Here is a 16,593-nt window from a genome sequence, read left to right as displayed (position 1 = left end):
AAAATAGGACAATATGTGCCTATTTTTAGAGCTTTTATAATACAATGATAGTAAGGTGTAATAATTAACAGTTATAAAATAATTGACAATTATTATCAAATTGATACTATTATTTTAATGAACTTAGGACGAGGAGAGAAATAGAATGATTGATATTCATAACCATATATTATTCGGCATCGATGATGGTGCACAAACAAAAGAAGATATGCTTGATATGGCAAGAGCCGCACATGCAGAAGGAATAACTGATATTATTGCAACACCCCATCATAAAATTGGTGTGTACGAAAATTTTGGTCCGAAAATTAAAGCTTTAACAGAAGAAGTGAATACAATTATTGCCGCTGAAGGTATACCTGTAAAAGTACATCCCAGTCAGGAAGTAAGAATTTATGGAGATGTTGTTGAAGATTTAAAAAATGGTCAGGCTTTAACTTTATCTGAAGATAGCCCTTATGTGTTAATTGAGTTTCCTTCACATGAAGTACCAATATTTACAGAGCAATTATTTACGAAGATGGCTTTAGAAGGATATATTCCGATCATAGCGCATCCTGAGCGTAATTCTGAGCTTCAAAAAAATCCAAATAAATTGGCTGAACTTATAGAACTTGGTGCGCTCGCTCAAGTTACTGCTGGGGTTGTTTGTGGTCATTTAGGTGAATTTAGTAAGCAGTGTGCTGAAATGATGATGGACCATCGTTTAATTCATATAGTAGCGAGTGATGCTCATAATGTAACTTCAAGAAATTATTATATGAATGAAGCGTATGAAGCAATTGCCGGGAAGTATGGCGATGAAGCAGTTAACAAGTATAAAGAAAATGCCCAAAAAGTGTTAAAGGGTGAAACGATTCGTTATGTCAGTCCGATTGAAGTAGAGAAGGAAGATAAGGTTGAGAAACCTGTTAAGAAAAAGAAGAAGAAATTTCTTGGATTATTTTAAATACAGCAAAAAAGCTTGTCTCCAAAAATTATTGGAGACAAGCTTTTAACTATTCAACTTTATCGTTAAATAAATAATCTGAAATTGATGTTACCCATCTTGCTACACCACGGTCTGTCAATAAACCATCAGCTACGTTGTAATAATCTTCAATTGCCTTATTGTTCGGCCATTTGTTAGATTGATTCACATAGAAAAATTCATTGTTTTGACTACCGAAATAATCTGCTTCAGCTTTTTGATATTTAGCAAAATTAGAATCATTGTATTCAGGTCTTGTACCAATGATTACTACAGGCGTATTATCGTCACCTGCTGCAGAATAGATACTTTCAACCGTTGCAATGTGGTCGTTTGACGATACATCTTCAGAGAAATCGTTTAAAGTTAATGCATCTAAAATGACTAAGTCAGGTTTAGTTTTATTAATTTTTTCGATACTTACTGTTGAAGAAGAACCAGATACTTCTACTTCATTCACTTTAATATGATCGTCAGAAGCATATGCTAACTCATCTTTAACTGTCGTGTTCTCGTCAGATGTTTGATACGGCGTAGACACAAGTGTGATATTCATGACTTTCTTATCCTTAACTGCATTGTTATAGATAGACTGAAAAGTTTTGTTTTTAAAAAGATTTGTATTCGGTTTTTTGTTTGTATCTTTTTTTACTTCTTTTTTAGTCTTGTTATCTTGTTCAGCATAGTAATCTTTACCGCCTTGCTCAGAGATTGCTTTTTCTCTAGCCTCAGAGTCAGTTACACGTGTTTCCCAAAATGTATAACCCACTGCAATTAGAATTACTGCTAAAATGATATAAATCCAAAATAATAAATTCTTCATTGCGAATTGTTCCTCCATCTTTATTCAATACTAATATAGTAACAAAAAAATGAGAAAATTTATACATACAAGTACTATTTGATAAATTTTTCTTTAAGATACATACCCTAAACATGATAAGTTAAGACATAATTAAAATAAAATTTTAAGTTTAATACTAGATTTTTAAGATAATATAAGTAAATATATTTTAAAAGTGTAATTTAAGTTGTGAACATTACAAATTGGAAAATGATTAAAATAAGATAGTAATACTACAATTGATATGGTAAAATATCTCTATATAAGTGTCGATGGTATCATTTCCTGAATCGGAGGATATTTATGATTGATTATACGCCTTGGAATGAAAAAGATTATCATCAGATTTTTATCCATGAGGCAAAAGAACTGATAGAAATTTTCAGAAATGAAATCGTTGAACTTCATCATTTTGGAAGCACTTCAGTGAAAGATTTACCTGGTAATCAGACGATAGATATATTACCAATCGTAAAAACTTTATCACAAGTGAGTTTATATAAAGATAAGATGGAGGCTATCGGTTATAAAGAAGTAGAAGTAAAAGAGATGACTGATGAACAGTGCAGACTCTTTGTAGCAAAGAAAAATCAACTGACGTTCTATGTAACGATGATTGAAAGAACAAACTTTAATGCAATTACAAGAAGACTCGCATTAAGAGACTATTTACGTGAACATAAACTTGAACGTCTGGCATATGCCAAATTTAAGATGCAACAAGCAGTGCAATATAGAAATGACTTCAACACTTATAATGTAACGAAGAATGACTATATTTTGAAATTAGAAGCAAAAGCACTTCGCTGGTATGAAGCGAAAAGAGGTTAAGCATTCTGCTTAGCCTTTTTTTCTGTCAAAATTGCATAATATATAGATTATTGTAAAATAAATAGTAACTATGCAAAATAAAAAGGGTAGGGATATGGATGACGACAGTAAATATTGCGAAAAACATAAATGATATAACTTTACAATTACAAATGGCAAATCGTCACGGATTGATAGCTGGTGCAACGGGTACAGGGAAAACTGTAACATTAAAAGTTTTAGCAGAACAATTTTCAAAGTCAGGTGTACCGGTGTTTTTGGCAGATATTAAAGGGGACTTGGCAAGTATCGCTGAACCGATGACATTAAATGAAAAAATTGAACAACGATTAAAAGACTTAAATATTACAGATTACCAGCCGAGAAGTTATCCTGTTCGTTTGTGGGATATATTTGGCGTTGATGGCGCACCAGTTAGAGCAACAATCTCTGAAATGGGACCGATGCTTTTAGCGCGTTTATTAGAATTAAACGATACGCAATCTGGTATTTTAGATATCGCATTTAAAATTAGTGATGACAATGGGTTATTGCTATTAGACTTAAAAGACTTACAATCTTTACTGAAAGAAATGGCGGATAATGCATCTGAATATAGCAGTAAATATGGAAATATTACAAAACAATCAGTAGGAGCGATTCAACGTAAACTGTTATCATTTGAATCACAAGGTGCTGAGAACTTTTTCGGTGAACCTGCTTTAAGCTTAACTGATTTTATGGAAGTAAGTCCTGACGGTGAAGGCATTATCAATGTGCTTATGGCGAATAACTTATTTACAAAACCCGTACTTTATTCAACTTTCCTTTTATGGTTATTAACAGAATTGTTTGAGGAATTACCTGAAGTTGGTGATCTAGATAAACCGAAACTTGTATTTTTCTTTGATGAAGCACATTTACTATTTAAAGATGCACCAGCATCATTTGTTACGCAAGTTGAACAAGTCGTTCGTCTTGTACGATCTAAAGGTGTAGGGGTGTATTTCATTACTCAAAATCCAATAGATTTACCTGATGAAGTGTTAGGACAACTTGGTAACCGTATACAGCATGCATTACGTTCATTTACACCACGAGATCAGAAAGCAGTGAAAAGTGCTTCTGAAACATTCAGACAAAATCCGGAACTGGATGTGGCAGCTGTTATCGGTGAATTAAAGACAGGTGAAGCATTAATATCATGTTTAAATGAAGAAGGTCAACCTAGCATTGTAGAACGTGCCTTTATACGACCACCTGAAAGTAAGATAGGCGTTATCGATAGTACCGTTAAACAAACTGTACTTACAGAAAATCCTTATCAAGCGAAATACGGCACAGCAATCGACCGAGAAAGTGCATATGAATTGTTACAGGAAAAGTTTGCGCAATTAGAAGTTGAAAAGGAAAAGGCAGCTGAAGCAAAATTACAAGATAAAACTGTAAAAGCTGAAAAAAGAAAACCAAAATCAGAATTACAAAAAGTTGCGACAAGTGTACTTACTAGTGTAGGTCGACAAATCGGTCGTGAAATTGTACGAAATATATTCGGCGGGAGAAAACGATGATGAAAAGTGGATGGATTTATATTGTACTCATCGCAATTAATATTTCATTGGTGATTGTATTGATGACACCTACTGTCCAGAATAACGAAATATTTATTAAAGGTGTACAAGTATGTATCGTGATTGTAACATTTATTCTATTTAGAATGTATTTGAAAGACCGTGGATTTTTAAAAGAGAAGAAATAGGTGGTGTGCTTTTTGAGAAAAAGAGCGAGAATTATTTATAATCCAACTTCAGGACGAGAATTATTTAAGAAGTCATTGGCTGATGTATTAATTAAGCTAGAAGATGCAGGGTATGAAACGAGTGCCTACGCAACAAAAGCAGAAGGTGATGCGATACAAGCGGCGCGACAAGCTGTAGAAGATCGCTTTGATCTTATTATTGCGTCGGGTGGTGACGGGACGATTAATGAAGTAATAAACGGTATTGCTGAACAGGAATATCGACCGAATATTGGTGTAATACCGATGGGTACAGTAAATGATTTCGGTAGAGCATTGCTCATTCCGAAAGATATTTTACAAGCAGTAGATGTGATTATAGAAGGAAACACTGTACCGGTTGATGTAGGTAAGATGAACAATCGTTATTTTATCAACATTGCAGGTGGTGGTAAGATTACTGAAGTAAGTTATGAAGCGCCGAGCAAACTTAAGACTGTGCTAGGGCCTTTAGCATACTATATTAAAGGTTTAGAGATGTTGCCGGAAATAAAGGCGACGGATATTCGTATTGAATATGACGGTAAGGTATTTAGTGGTGAAGTGATGTTATTTTTAATCGGATTGACGAACTCTGTAGGTGGATTTGAAAAGTTAGTACCGAACGCATCGATAAATGATGGATACTTTACTTTATTATTTTTAGAAAAAGTAAATTTTGCTGAATTCGGACATGTATTCTCACTTGCTTCACGTGGGGATCACATTAAACATCCGAAAGTACATTATATAAAAGCGAAAGATATAAAAGTATCGTCTTTTGAAAAAGTACAGCTCAATGTTGACGGTGAGTTTGGTGGGATACTACCGGCGCATTTTGTGAATTTAGAAAGACATATCAATGTATATAGTCAGTTAGATAAATTACATCCAGATAAAGAAAATGAGATTATCATTCAATATAAGCAAGACCTTGAAAAAGAATAATAAAAACTGCTTTCTCAATGCGAGAAAGCAGTTTTTATTTAAATTTCATCTGTAAACGATTCTAATAATTCATCGTATTCGAAATTACGATGTGAAGGATAAAGACTTAGTCCACCATCTGCCACAATCGTTTGACCTGTAATATATTTACTCTCCTTGCTGGCTAAAAATGCTGCTACACTAGCAATTTCTTCTGGTTCGGCAACATAACCCATAGGGACAAATAAATCAGCATCACGTTTTGCTTCAGGTGTTTTAAAGTTCTCAGCATTTATCGGTGTATTGATGCTGCCAGGGGCGATATTATTAATACGAATTTGAACGCGCGCATATTCTAACGCTAAACTTTGCGTCATTAATTTTACGCCACCTTTACTTGCACTATAGTGTGCGTAATGTGGCCATGGAATGATTTCATGAACACTTGAAATATTAATGATACTGCCTTTAAATTTGCGATCCATAAAATGCTTTAGCGCCAGTTGACAACCGATAAATGTACCACGAAGATTAACATCAATTACTTTATCAAACTCATCAATGGGCATCGTATGGCTTGGTATATCAGACTGAATACCAGCATTATTTACCATAATATGAAATGCGCCGAAATGATCGATTGTCTGCTTTACTAGACTTTCCATTTCATTTTTATTTGTAGTATCTGCTCTTATTGCAAGTGCATCGACACCAATCTCTTTTACGATATTGACAAGTTCATTTGCTTCAACTTCGCGAGAACGATAGTTGATAACTACGTTGATGCCTTCTTTTGCAAAGCGTATGGCTGTTGCTCTTCCTATACCTGATGCCCCGCCAGTAATAATAGCCACTTTTCCTGTTAAATCGTTATACATAAAGTCACTCCCTTTTTGATTCAATACCCGTAATTTACAAGATTAATCTATGATAGAAAAAATGACATTCTATTCAATTTCTAATAAAATAAATGTGAAAGGTGGCGCACATATGTATAGATTATCGATATTAGCAACGACAGATACACATAGTCATATTAGTTTATATGATTATTTTTTAGAAAGTGATCTGAAAATTAACGGATTAATTCTTGCTGGCAGCAAGATTGAAGCGATTAAAGCAGCTAATGAAAAGATTGATGTTGCAACAGTTGTTGTAGATAACGGTGATATACTACAAGGAAATATTATGGCAGATTATGCAGCAGAAATGCGTCCAGCAATTCATCCTGCAATCAATATGATGAATGAGATAGGCTATGATGCTGGCACTTTAGGTAACCATGAATTTAATTATGGACTTGAATATTTAGATAAAGCCAATCGTCAGGCATTGTTTCCATTAGTCAATTGTAATGTGAAATATAGCAATGGTGACTTCGTTGTTGCGCCTTTCCATATCGTTGAAAAGTCATATAAAGATGGAACAACGGTAAAAATCGGTATAACAGGTATCGTACCTGAGCAAATTATGAAATGGGATGAAGACCATTTAACGGATCGTGTAATTGTTGAAGATATGTATGACGCATTGTATCAATATAGCAATCAGTTAAAAGCATTTGGATGTGATATTGTCATCGCATTAATGCATACAGGGTTAGATCAAGAACAATTAGAAAATATGAAAGGCATTGAAAATCAGGTATATCGCTTGGCACAGATTGAAGCAGTCGATGCGTTTGTGTTCGGTCATACACATCAGCAATTTCCTGGACCTGACTATGTGAATATTCCAGATGTCGATAATGAGAATGGGCGTGTATTTCATGCTTATGGTGTCCAGCCTGTATGTTTTGCAAGCCATCTTGGAAGAATAGACCTTGCGCTCGAGAAAACAGAACAAGGCTTTAAGATTGTGAACGGTAAAAGTAACGTTATCGAATTAAAATCAAGTGATGTGGAAATTAATACACATTTTATAGATGTAAATCAAACTGCGCATCAGGGTGTGTTAGATTACATAAAACAACCCATTGGCATGACTGAGCGCCATCACGATAGTTATTTTGCGCAAATTGGTACGAGCACTGTTGTAGAAGTAATAGCTAAAGCAGTTAAATATGCAATTGAACAAATGATTGGCAATCATCAGCTCAAACTAGCAAGCTCAAATATTATATCAACAAGTGCACCAATTAAAGCTGGAAGAGATGGGGTAAATGATTATATCGAAATTGACAGTGGTGAACTAACACTTAAAGATGCAATTAATATTTATCGCTTTCCAAATAAGATGTCAGCAGTAAATGTTTCTGGTCGCATCTTACGAGAGTGGGTCGAATGGAGCGTATCTTGCTTCAATACAACAGATAGTGAATATATGCTTAAAGATAATAAATCAACATCACCTGGATTTCCAAGTTATAACATGGATATCTTCTATGATTTAAACTATTGTATAGACTTATCACGAGAAGCACGGTACAGTAGTGTAGGTGAGAAAATAAATGACACGTATCGTATTAAAGATTTAACCTATTTAAATCAACCTGTAACTGATGAACAGCAATTTACAGTGCTAACGACAGATTATCGTACAAACTTTTGTCCAATATTAAATGATGCCTCAGTGACTAAGATACAATTAGAAGATATTGAAATTAGACAAATTATTATTGATTATATAAAAAGATTTGGGGTTGATTTTCAACCAACAAGACCATTTACGTTTTTACAGGATGGAATATATAAATTTAAATCAAGTCCAAAAGGATCAGCATATTTGCAACCAGGGATTACGCCAACAGAAACATACGACGATGACTATTTAATTTACGAACTTAATACAGCATTAACATAAGGATAAGACGATACCTTAGTAACACATTCGAAATCATTGTGTCTTATCAATATTTTGAAATAAAACATTAGGAGAAAATATGAAACAAATTAAATTTAACAAAAATGACGAATTACAAGGGACAGTAGTAGACTTAACGCATGAAGGATCTGGTGTTGTTAAGATTGACGATTATCCATTTTTCGTTGAAGGCGCATTACCAGGAGAAGACGTAACGATTAAAGTGATGAAAGTCGGTAAGACATTTGGATTTGCACGTCTTGTTTCAGTACAGACGGAAAGCCCGGACCGTGTAGCGGAAAAAGATATTGTTGGTCGACAAATTGGAACGATGACATTACAACATTTATCGTATCCAGCTCAATTAAAGTTCAAACAGCATTTAGTAGAAAGCGCGTTTGAACGATTAGGTAAGTTTAAAGGTGTAAAAGTAGCTGAAACTGTAGGGATGGAAGTACCTTATGAATACCGAAATAAAGCACAGATTCCAGTAAGAACTGTTAATGGCATGCTTGAGACAGGATTCTTCAGAAAGAACAGTCATCAACTTGTGCCTGTTGAGAATTTCTATATTCAGCATAAAGAAATCGATGCAGCGATTGTGAAAGTAAGAGATATATTACGTAAATATGATATTGTGCCATATAATGAGCGTAACCATAACGGTGAAATCCGTCATATCGTAGTGAAACGTGGCCATTATACAGGACAATTAATGATCATATTAGTGACGAATAAAAAACGTCTGCAAAACATCGAATCAATTACACATGATATCGTGAATGAAATCGAAAATGTTGAAAGTGTTGTATTAAACTTTAATAACCAAGAAGGTAACGTGATATTAGGACGCAACAATACAGTACTACACGGTACACCGTACTATACTGATAAGATGTTAGGACTAGAATTCAGAGTATCGCCAAACTCATTCTTCCAGGTGAATACACCACAAGCAGAAGCGTTGTATCAATTAGCTTTAGAAGCAGCAGATTTAAATGGTACTGAAACAGTGTTGGACGCATATTGTGGTATAGGGACGATTTCTTTAGCGTTAGCACAGCAGGCGAAACAGGTCTATGCGATGGAAATTGTGCATGAATCTATTAAGATGGCGAAACAGAACGCTAAGATGAATGGCATTGATAATGTACATTTTGAGACAGGCGCAGCAGATGAAATCCTACCGAAGTGGAGCGAGGAAGGCGTTAAGTTTGATGTAGCAGTAGTCGATCCACCAAGAAAAGGATTAGACGATGACTTTATTCAGACATTAATTGCACAAAATCCTAAAAAGATCGTCTATGTCAGCTGTAACCCATCAACATGTGCGCGTGACTGCCGTAAATTTGCAGACGCAGGATACAAGTTAGAAACAGTAAAACCAGTCGACTTATTCCCGCAAACAGCACATACTGAGGTCGTAGTTAGACTTACGAAGTAGGTCTTATGGAGACCCATGCAAGGCTTGCCCAAGAAGACGAGGCAACGCCGAAGTATGATTGGCAGCGAGCTACTGACGAGGTCGTAGTTAGACTTACGAAGTAAGTCTTATGGAAACCCATGCAAGGCTTGCCCAAGAAGACAAGGCAACGCCGAAGTATGATTGGCAGCAAGCTACTGACGAGGTCGTAGTTAGACTTACGAAGTAAGTACTTGATTTTTGGAAGCTCTGGAAACAGGGCTTTTTTTGTTGAAAGTTTTTATAGCACGATTTTAGATGAAGTTGTTCCGATTTTACAGGAACGTGGTGTCTTCCATAAAGATTATGAAGGTAAAACGTTGAGAGAACATTTAAGTGTACCGTATCAATATGGTTTAGATGCGAGACTGAAATAAATATAGTTATTAAAGCACAGACTTTTGTAGTCTGTGTTTTTTGTTATGTGGCTGTTTTCGCAAGTGGTAGTATTAATGAAATACAATCACTTCCACACGGAAGTATCCCGAATTATCTTCTCCCGCACTTTTCATATATAATTAAAGTACTAGAAAACTAAAGAAGTGATAATATGGAGAGAAGAATCATTCACATCGATATGGATGCTTTCTATGCACAAGTTGAGCAGCGGGATAATCCTGACCTAAAAGGTAAACCTGTCATTGTTGGTGGTAAGAGTCGTAATCGTGGTGTTGTGGCAACGGCGAGTTACGAAGCGCGTAAATTTGGTGTGCATAGTGCGATGCCTACTGCTCGTGCACATCAGTTGTGCCCAGACGGTTATTATGTAAGTCCTAGATTTGATGTATATAAAGAAGTGTCGAGTCAAATTATGTCGATATTTAAAGGCTACACTGATATTGTACAACCGGTATCACTAGATGAAGCGTATTTAGATATAACACATCTTGTACGTAAAGATCTTGGTGCAAGTCAAATTGCAGCTTTTATTAAAAGAGATATTCTGACAGCTACAAATCTTACATGTTCAGCTGGTGTTTCTTATAATAAATTTTTAGCAAAGATTGCTTCCGGTATGAATAAGCCGAATGGTTTAACGGTTATCCATTACGGAAATGTTGAACAAATATTAGCTGAACTTCCCATCGGTGAATTTCCTGGTGTAGGGAAAGTGACAGAGGAGAAGATGCAAAGACTTAAGATAATGAACGGCAAAGATTTACGTGATAAATCTGAACTTGAATTAATTGAATTATTCGGTAAGAAAGGTAGTAGTTTATATCAAAAAGCTCGGGGTATTGGTTCTGACATAATAAATATGGACCGAGTAAGAAAATCGATTGGTAAGGAATCAACATTTTCTCACGATGTTCAGGATGAAGCATTTATATTACAGACAATGCGTACGCACTCAGAAAAAGTGGCATTAAAACTTCAGGATTTAAATAAAGTAAGTGATACGATTACCGTCAAAATAAAAACTAGTGACTTTGAATCACATACAAAACAAACAAAAATATTAGACTTTACAGATCAAGCTGATACCATTTATAATACAGCTGTGTTATTATATACTGACCTTAAAGAGGAGTTTAACAATATACGTTTAGTAGGCGTCTCTGTGGGTAATTTAAAAAATAAAGTGTATGAAAATCTTACGATATATGATTTTCTTTAGAAATGAGGAAGTATTATGAAATTTAAATTTGCAATCATTGGTATAACCGCACTTCTCATTATGATGTATATTATGGAAACGGTAGAACACGGCTTTAAAGTGTTACCGCTTATCGGTATTATTTTAGTTGCAGGATTTTTATTCTGGATTGATCATAAATTAGAACGACCAGTGAACCGTCATAACATTAAAAAGACTATAAAGAATAACACGACTACACATAAGAAGTAGTCGTGTTTTTTATATCGATTGATAAAAGGCGATCATCTGCTGTAATTTATCGTCGTTCATAATTGTAATATCGTGCCCTAAAGCAATTTTATTACGGGCGACCCCTTCTTTTTTAGAGGGTTTATCAGACTTTTGTCTTCCTCTGATTAATATGTCTGCCTGCTCGATTTCATCTGTATAACTACCACCGTTATCAACGATATATTGCACAATATGTTTTCTTGTTTTATGAAGTGTTCCTGTAATTGCAATTTGTTTATCGTAAAAAGGATGGCTCTTGTCAATTACTGCTGTAGTAGATTTTATACTGCTTAGTTCGCGATGATAGCGTGACATGCTTTGGTTTTTCGTAGTAGTCGAAATGCTTTTGATATATTTTTTTCGGCGTTTCGTTGAAAAGTATTCTTCAAGGTCTGTATAATGTTTCAGCAATCTGACTGTAATCATAGCACATGCCTTAGCGTCGTTTAATGCATGGTGATGCCCGTGGAAATCCAGTTTATAATAGGCCATCATATTCTTTAAACTATAACTATGATTCTTTATCGTATCTCTCGCCATAATGACCGAACAGAAATATGGCAGTTTTGGCATATCGAAATGATATTTATTTATAGAGGCATGTAATACTTTCATGTCAAATTGCGCGAAATGTGCCACAACCGGAAGTTCACCGATAAAATCGAGCATGTATGGATAAACATGTTTAAAGGTTGGTGCGTCCTGAACGTCATCTGCGTGTATACCGTGTACCTGAATGTTAGATGCGCTAAAATATGTTTCAGGATTTACTAATGTGTAAAAGGTTTCAGTCATCATATTATCGATTACTTTTACCATACCGACGCTACAAATTGAAGCAGGATTACCATTAGCTGTTTCAAAATCTAATGCTATAAATGAATTCATTGTTAACTCCTTTTTACATCACATTGTACAATTTTATTAAAATATATATTTTTTAAAAAAATAGGGAATACAATTAATAATATGACTGAATATTACAATATATTTAAGTTAAAAAGCAATTTTAAAACAATTTTTATTTAATCAGGGAGGAAAAAATGAAGAAAGTTTTTAAAATTAGTAGTGCATTTATAGGCGTTATTGTAGGTGCGGGATTTGCATCAGGTCAGGAAATATTGCAATACTTCACTAGCTTTGGAACTATGGGAATATTAGGAGGAATTGTATCAACTATTCTATTTAGTTATATCGGTATGGTACTTGTATGGGCAGGAAGTAAAACAAATGCTGATGACCACAAGATTGTGATAAAAAAATTCACAAATTATCCTGTTATAGGAAGGATTTTGTCATGGACAATCGATATAGTTCTTATCATTACATTATTTAGTTTTGGAGTTGTAATGTTAGCAGGGGCAGGATCTAACTTAGAACAACAATTTGGAATCCCATCAGTATATGGTACAGCTTTAATGGCAATAGTTGTAATTATTGCTGGAATGCTAAAAATTGATTTTATTGTAAAGATTATTGGTTACGTTACACCATTTCTAGTCTTAATGATTTTAGTAATTTCAGTATATTGTGTTATTACATTAGATACACCATATGGAACTTTAGATAAAGTAGCTACAAGTGTTCAATCACCGTTTCCTCATTGGATTATAGCTGGTGCTAATTATGTTTCAATGAATATTGGATTAGGTGCAGCTATGGCAATCGTTATAGGTGGTGCAGAAAATAATAAAAGAGCCGCAGCTATCGGAGGATTATTGGGGGGATTAGTACTTGGAATATTAATTATTTTAAGTCATTTAGCAATCTTTGCTAAAATTGAAGTCGTAAAAGATTTACCACTACCTATGTTAGGTATTGTAAATGAAATTTCGCCGATTTTAGGAATTGTAATGTCAGTAATTATTTTCGCTATGATATTTAATACGGCATTAAGTATGTTTTATTCATTTTCAGCTAGATTTACAATTGTGGATACTAAAAGTTTTAAAATATTTTATATTATTTCAACACTTGCCGGATTCGGATTAAGTTTTGTAGGTTTCACAAAGCTCGTAAATAAAGTCTATCCGATATTAGGAAATTTAAATTATCTATTGATATTAGTAATCTTAATTGCACCAATAAAATTTCATTTTGATAATAAGAAAAACTATATTGAAAGATAAAGAAGAGAAACGAGAATTTTTATATCTCGTTTCTCTTCTTTATTTCTTTATGTTATCAAAATTAATTTGATGAAGATTATCACAACCACAGCTGTCATTTAAATCACAACTGTTGCACTTACCGGCTTTAGAGATTTCTTAAAGAACTTATAAAGGCTAAGTAACACAAGTGCTTGATGTTCTTTAAAGAATACACCAGCAAATAATGCGTATAACAGATTATTCTTCTTCACTAAAGTTGCGTTTACCTAATTCTTTCTCATATAAATACAACGCATTTGCATCATCTTTAATACGTCTGATGTAATCGATATGTTTTTTAAACATCGCTTCTTCCTCAACCTGTTCGTCTAAGAACCAGTTTAAGAACGAGATCGTTGAGAATTCCTTATCATTCTTAGCAAGTTCCGCTAAATTGTAAAAGTTTGCAGTCACTTGTTGTTCTTGTGCAAGTCCTGCTTCAAAGGTATCTAAAACACTTGAAAATTCTGTCTTTGGTGCAGGGATTTCTGAGAACTTGGCATGTTGATCGCGGTCATTTAAATAATTATAGATTTTTGTACCATGGAATCTTTCCTCAGCAGCTTGCTGTTCATAAAAGTTAGCAAACCCGTCATAACTTTCTTTAGCACAATATGCAGCCATTGCCATGTATGCATGTGCTGCTGCGAATTCCTCGTTCATCTGTTTATTTAATGCGGCAGTCAATTCTGTTGATAACATCTTTATTCCCTCCATTTTCTAAGATAAATTCATTATAATATAATGTAAAAAGATTAGATAATAATATCCATGGGATGAAGGGGAATATTTTATAGTCTTTATATTTATTCGTGACAAATATTTATACTAATTATTTATGAAATGATATAATAAATTGTTGAAATCAGGAGGTTACTATGAAAAAATTTGCTGCTAAAAATTTAGCGAAAGCTGCACGACGATTAAGCATTATGGCAGGTAAACGCGGAACAGATTTACCAGGTCAGATTGCGCGTAAAATTGATCCGCAAATATTAAAGAAACTAAGTGCTGAAGTTGATGAAGTGGTCTTTATTTCAGGGACGAACGGGAAGACGACGACAAGTAATTTAATCGGGCATACATTGAAACAAAATAATATTAATATTATTCATAATACAGAAGGTGCCAACATGGCTGCCGGCATTACATCAAGTTTTATCGTACAATCTTCAAAAGATACAAAACTAGCGATTATTGAGATCGATGAAGGATCTATCCCGCGAGTACTAAAAGAAATGACACCGACAAAGATGGTGTTTACGAATTTCTTCCGTGATCAGATGGACCGTTTTGGTGAGATAGACATATTAGTTGATAGAATCGCTGAAAACATAAAAGGACGAGGCATTGAGCTGATTTTAAACGCAGATGATCCGTTTGTTTCACGCTTAAAGATTGCTAGTAATAAAGTTACATATTATGGTATGAAAGATCATATTCATAACTTTGAAGAAAGTTCAATGATTGAAAGTAAATATTGTCCAAATTGCGGTAAAATGCTGCATTATGATTGGATTCATTATAATCAGATTGGACATTATTCTTGTACGTGTGACTTTAGTCGAAACACACCGAAATATGAAGTTGAAGCATTAACTGAGACACCATTCTTAAATCCGACGATTAACGGACATACATTCAATATGAAGATTGCAGGCGACTTTAACGTGTTCAATATCATTGCAGCTTACGCAGTTTTACGTGAACTCGGATTAAATGACAAATCTATTGAAAAAGGATTTTTAACGTACACAAGCGATAATGGGCGTATGCAAAACTTTGAAAAAGGAAACAAACAAGCCATTATCAATTTAGCGAAGAACCCAGCTGGATTGAATGCGAGCTTATCTGTCGGTGAAAAAATTGAAGGTGAGAAATCCTATTTAATCGCATTAAATGATAATGGTGCAGACGGACGTGATATTTCATGGATTTGGGATGCTGATTTTGAAAAGTTAGCACGTCAAAATATACCTTATATTATGTGTACAGGAAATCGAGCTGAAGAAGTTGCATTGCGATTGAAGTATGCAGAAATTGATGCTGAAATTCATGTGAACCAAAATATTAAAGAAGCAACGCATACAATATTGAAACGATCTGAGTACACAGTGTGTATTCCAAACTATACGTCTTTAGAACCGATGCATCAGGCATTAAATCAATTCTTTGAAGGAGGTAAAGGAAATGAATAGAGCAATTGAAGTATTTCACTTTATGCCGGATAAGTTGAATTTATATGGAGATATCGGAAATATTATCGCATTGAAACAACGTGCTAAATGGCGTGGGCTGGAAGTAAATGTTACAGATATTAATACGACACAAGGCATTAAGATCAGCGATGCGGATATATTGTTTATCGGTGGAGGGAGTGACCGCGAACAAAAGATTGCTACTGATGATCTGTTCCGTGTTAAAGATGATTTTAAAGCAGCAATCGAAGATGGTATGCCAGCACTAACGATTTGCGGTGGCTATCAATTTTTAGGTGAAAAATATATTACGCCAGATGGCCAGGAAATAAAAGGGCTACATATTTTGGATTTCTATACTGAATCTAAGAAAGACCGTTTAACAGGAAATATCGTGATTGAATCTGAAACATTCGGTCAAATCGTTGGCTTTGAAAATCATGGTGGGAGAACATATCATGATTACAATACATTAGGTAATGTTGTCAGTGGTTATGGTAATAACGACACGGATAAAAAAGAAGGCATTCATTACAAGAATTTATTAGGAACGTATTTACATGGGCCGATTTTACCGAAAAACCATGAGATTACAGATTATCTTCTGAAACAGGCATGTGAGCGTATCGGTATGACATTTCCTGAAGTATTTCTCGATAATAGTGTGGAAGAAGCGGCGAAACAAGTTATTGTAAAGCGATTAATGGAAGACAAGAAATAAAATATAAAATTGTTATGGGGCGATTCTATTGTGGAACCGCCCCATTTCTATTGATTTGGGCC

General features: G+C 34.5%; 16 protein-coding genes and 1 pseudogene. 13 read left to right on the top strand and 4 right to left on the bottom strand.

What is annotated here, in order from left to right:
- Positions 1–145 precede the first annotated feature (145 nt).
- Positions 146–949: a tyrosine-protein phosphatase gene (locus HT586_RS10195; RefSeq protein ID WP_203545730.1), complete on the top strand. Its 804-nt coding sequence runs from the start codon at positions 146–148 to the stop codon at positions 947–949.
- Between the two features lie 49 nt (positions 950–998).
- Here HT586_RS10195 and HT586_RS10190 read toward each other — a convergent pair whose 3' ends face one another.
- Positions 999–1,793: a substrate-binding domain-containing protein gene (locus HT586_RS10190; protein ID WP_188018433.1), complete on the bottom strand. Its 795-nt coding sequence runs from the start codon at positions 1,791–1,793 to the stop codon at positions 999–1,001.
- Between the two features lie 324 nt (positions 1,794–2,117).
- On the opposite strand from HT586_RS10190, the gene HT586_RS10185 reads away from it, so the two are divergent.
- From HT586_RS10185 to HT586_RS10170, 4 genes are all read left to right on the top strand, one after another.
- Positions 2,118–2,645, top strand: coding sequence for a GrpB family protein (locus HT586_RS10185; RefSeq protein ID WP_096075912.1), 528 nt, complete (start codon positions 2,118–2,120; stop codon positions 2,643–2,645).
- A gap of 98 nt (positions 2,646–2,743) precedes the next feature.
- Positions 2,744–4,195 (top strand): helicase HerA-like domain-containing protein, encoded by a 1,452-nt coding sequence (locus HT586_RS10180; protein ID WP_096075913.1) that lies wholly within the window; start codon positions 2,744–2,746, stop codon positions 4,193–4,195.
- On the top strand, positions 4,195–4,383 hold the full coding sequence (locus HT586_RS10175; RefSeq protein WP_111746365.1) for a hypothetical protein: 189 nt from the start codon (positions 4,195–4,197) through the stop codon (positions 4,381–4,383). Before HT586_RS10180 ends, HT586_RS10175 begins: the two co-directional genes overlap by 1 nt.
- A 12-nt stretch (positions 4,384–4,395) precedes the next feature.
- Positions 4,396–5,349: a diacylglycerol kinase gene (locus HT586_RS10170; RefSeq protein ID WP_096075915.1), complete on the top strand. Its 954-nt coding sequence runs from the start codon at positions 4,396–4,398 to the stop codon at positions 5,347–5,349.
- A 38-nt stretch (positions 5,350–5,387) separates the two neighbouring features.
- Here HT586_RS10170 and HT586_RS10165 read toward each other — a convergent pair whose 3' ends face one another.
- Positions 5,388–6,206, bottom strand: coding sequence for a glucose 1-dehydrogenase (locus HT586_RS10165; RefSeq protein WP_096075916.1), 819 nt, complete (start codon positions 6,204–6,206; stop codon positions 5,388–5,390).
- Positions 6,207–6,255: 49 nt separating this feature from the next.
- Here HT586_RS10165 and HT586_RS10160 point away from each other — a divergent pair, with 49 nt between their 5' ends.
- The 5 genes and pseudogenes from HT586_RS10160 (at position 6,256) to HT586_RS10140 (ending at position 11,441) form a co-directional block, all read left to right on the top strand.
- Complete coding sequence (locus HT586_RS10160) at positions 6,256–8,130, top strand: 5'-nucleotidase C-terminal domain-containing protein (RefSeq protein ID WP_203545729.1); 1,875 nt, start codon at positions 6,256–6,258, stop codon at positions 8,128–8,130.
- Between the two features lie 79 nt (positions 8,131–8,209).
- Entirely contained in the window at positions 8,210–9,574 is a 1,365-nt protein-coding gene (rlmD, locus tag HT586_RS10155) for a 23S rRNA (uracil(1939)-C(5))-methyltransferase RlmD (RefSeq protein WP_133354900.1), read from the top strand.
- A gap of 272 nt (positions 9,575–9,846) precedes the next feature.
- Positions 9,847–9,969: pseudogene (locus HT586_RS10150) on the top strand (hypothetical protein); the annotation flags it as partial.
- Positions 9,970–10,142: 173 nt separating this feature from the next.
- Entirely contained in the window at positions 10,143–11,210 is a 1,068-nt protein-coding gene (gene dinB, locus HT586_RS10145; protein ID WP_096075919.1) for a DNA polymerase IV, read from the top strand.
- A 15-nt stretch (positions 11,211–11,225) separates the two neighbouring features.
- On the top strand, positions 11,226–11,441 hold the full coding sequence (locus tag HT586_RS10140) for a hypothetical protein (RefSeq protein WP_096075920.1): 216 nt from the start codon (positions 11,226–11,228) through the stop codon (positions 11,439–11,441).
- A gap of 9 nt (positions 11,442–11,450) precedes the next feature.
- On the opposite strand, the gene HT586_RS12540 is transcribed toward HT586_RS10140, so the two are convergent.
- A complete protein-coding gene (locus HT586_RS12540) occupies positions 11,451–12,350 on the bottom strand; it encodes an exonuclease domain-containing protein (RefSeq protein WP_096075921.1) in 900 nt (299 codons plus the stop codon).
- Positions 12,351–12,505: 155 nt separating this feature from the next.
- Between HT586_RS12540 and HT586_RS10130 the strand changes: the two genes are divergently transcribed.
- Positions 12,506–13,591, top strand: coding sequence for a YkvI family membrane protein (locus tag HT586_RS10130; RefSeq protein ID WP_203545728.1), 1,086 nt, complete (start codon positions 12,506–12,508; stop codon positions 13,589–13,591).
- 219 nt (positions 13,592–13,810) lie between these two features.
- On the opposite strand, the gene HT586_RS10125 is transcribed toward HT586_RS10130, so the two are convergent.
- The gene (locus HT586_RS10125) at positions 13,811–14,314 is read right to left on the bottom strand and encodes a ferritin (protein ID WP_111715848.1); all 504 of its coding nucleotides are present in this window, start codon (positions 14,312–14,314) and stop codon (positions 13,811–13,813) included.
- 176 nt (positions 14,315–14,490) lie between these two features.
- Between HT586_RS10125 and murT the strand changes: the two genes are divergently transcribed.
- Both murT and gatD read left to right on the top strand, forming a co-directional pair.
- The gene (murT, locus tag HT586_RS10120) at positions 14,491–15,810 is read left to right on the top strand and encodes a lipid II isoglutaminyl synthase subunit MurT (protein WP_203545727.1); all 1,320 of its coding nucleotides are present in this window, start codon (positions 14,491–14,493) and stop codon (positions 15,808–15,810) included.
- Positions 15,803–16,531, top strand: coding sequence for a lipid II isoglutaminyl synthase subunit GatD (gene gatD / locus HT586_RS10115; protein WP_096075926.1), 729 nt, complete (start codon positions 15,803–15,805; stop codon positions 16,529–16,531). The genes murT and gatD overlap by 8 nt, the downstream gene beginning before the upstream one ends.
- Positions 16,532–16,593: the final 62 nt, after the last annotated feature.

The organism is Macrococcoides bohemicum (assembly GCF_016865215.1).
GTDB lineage: Bacteria > Bacillota > Bacilli > Staphylococcales > Staphylococcaceae > Macrococcoides > Macrococcoides bohemicum.
The sequence above is the reverse complement of the archived record's forward strand: the minus strand, read 5'-3'. Positions and strand labels throughout refer to the sequence as shown.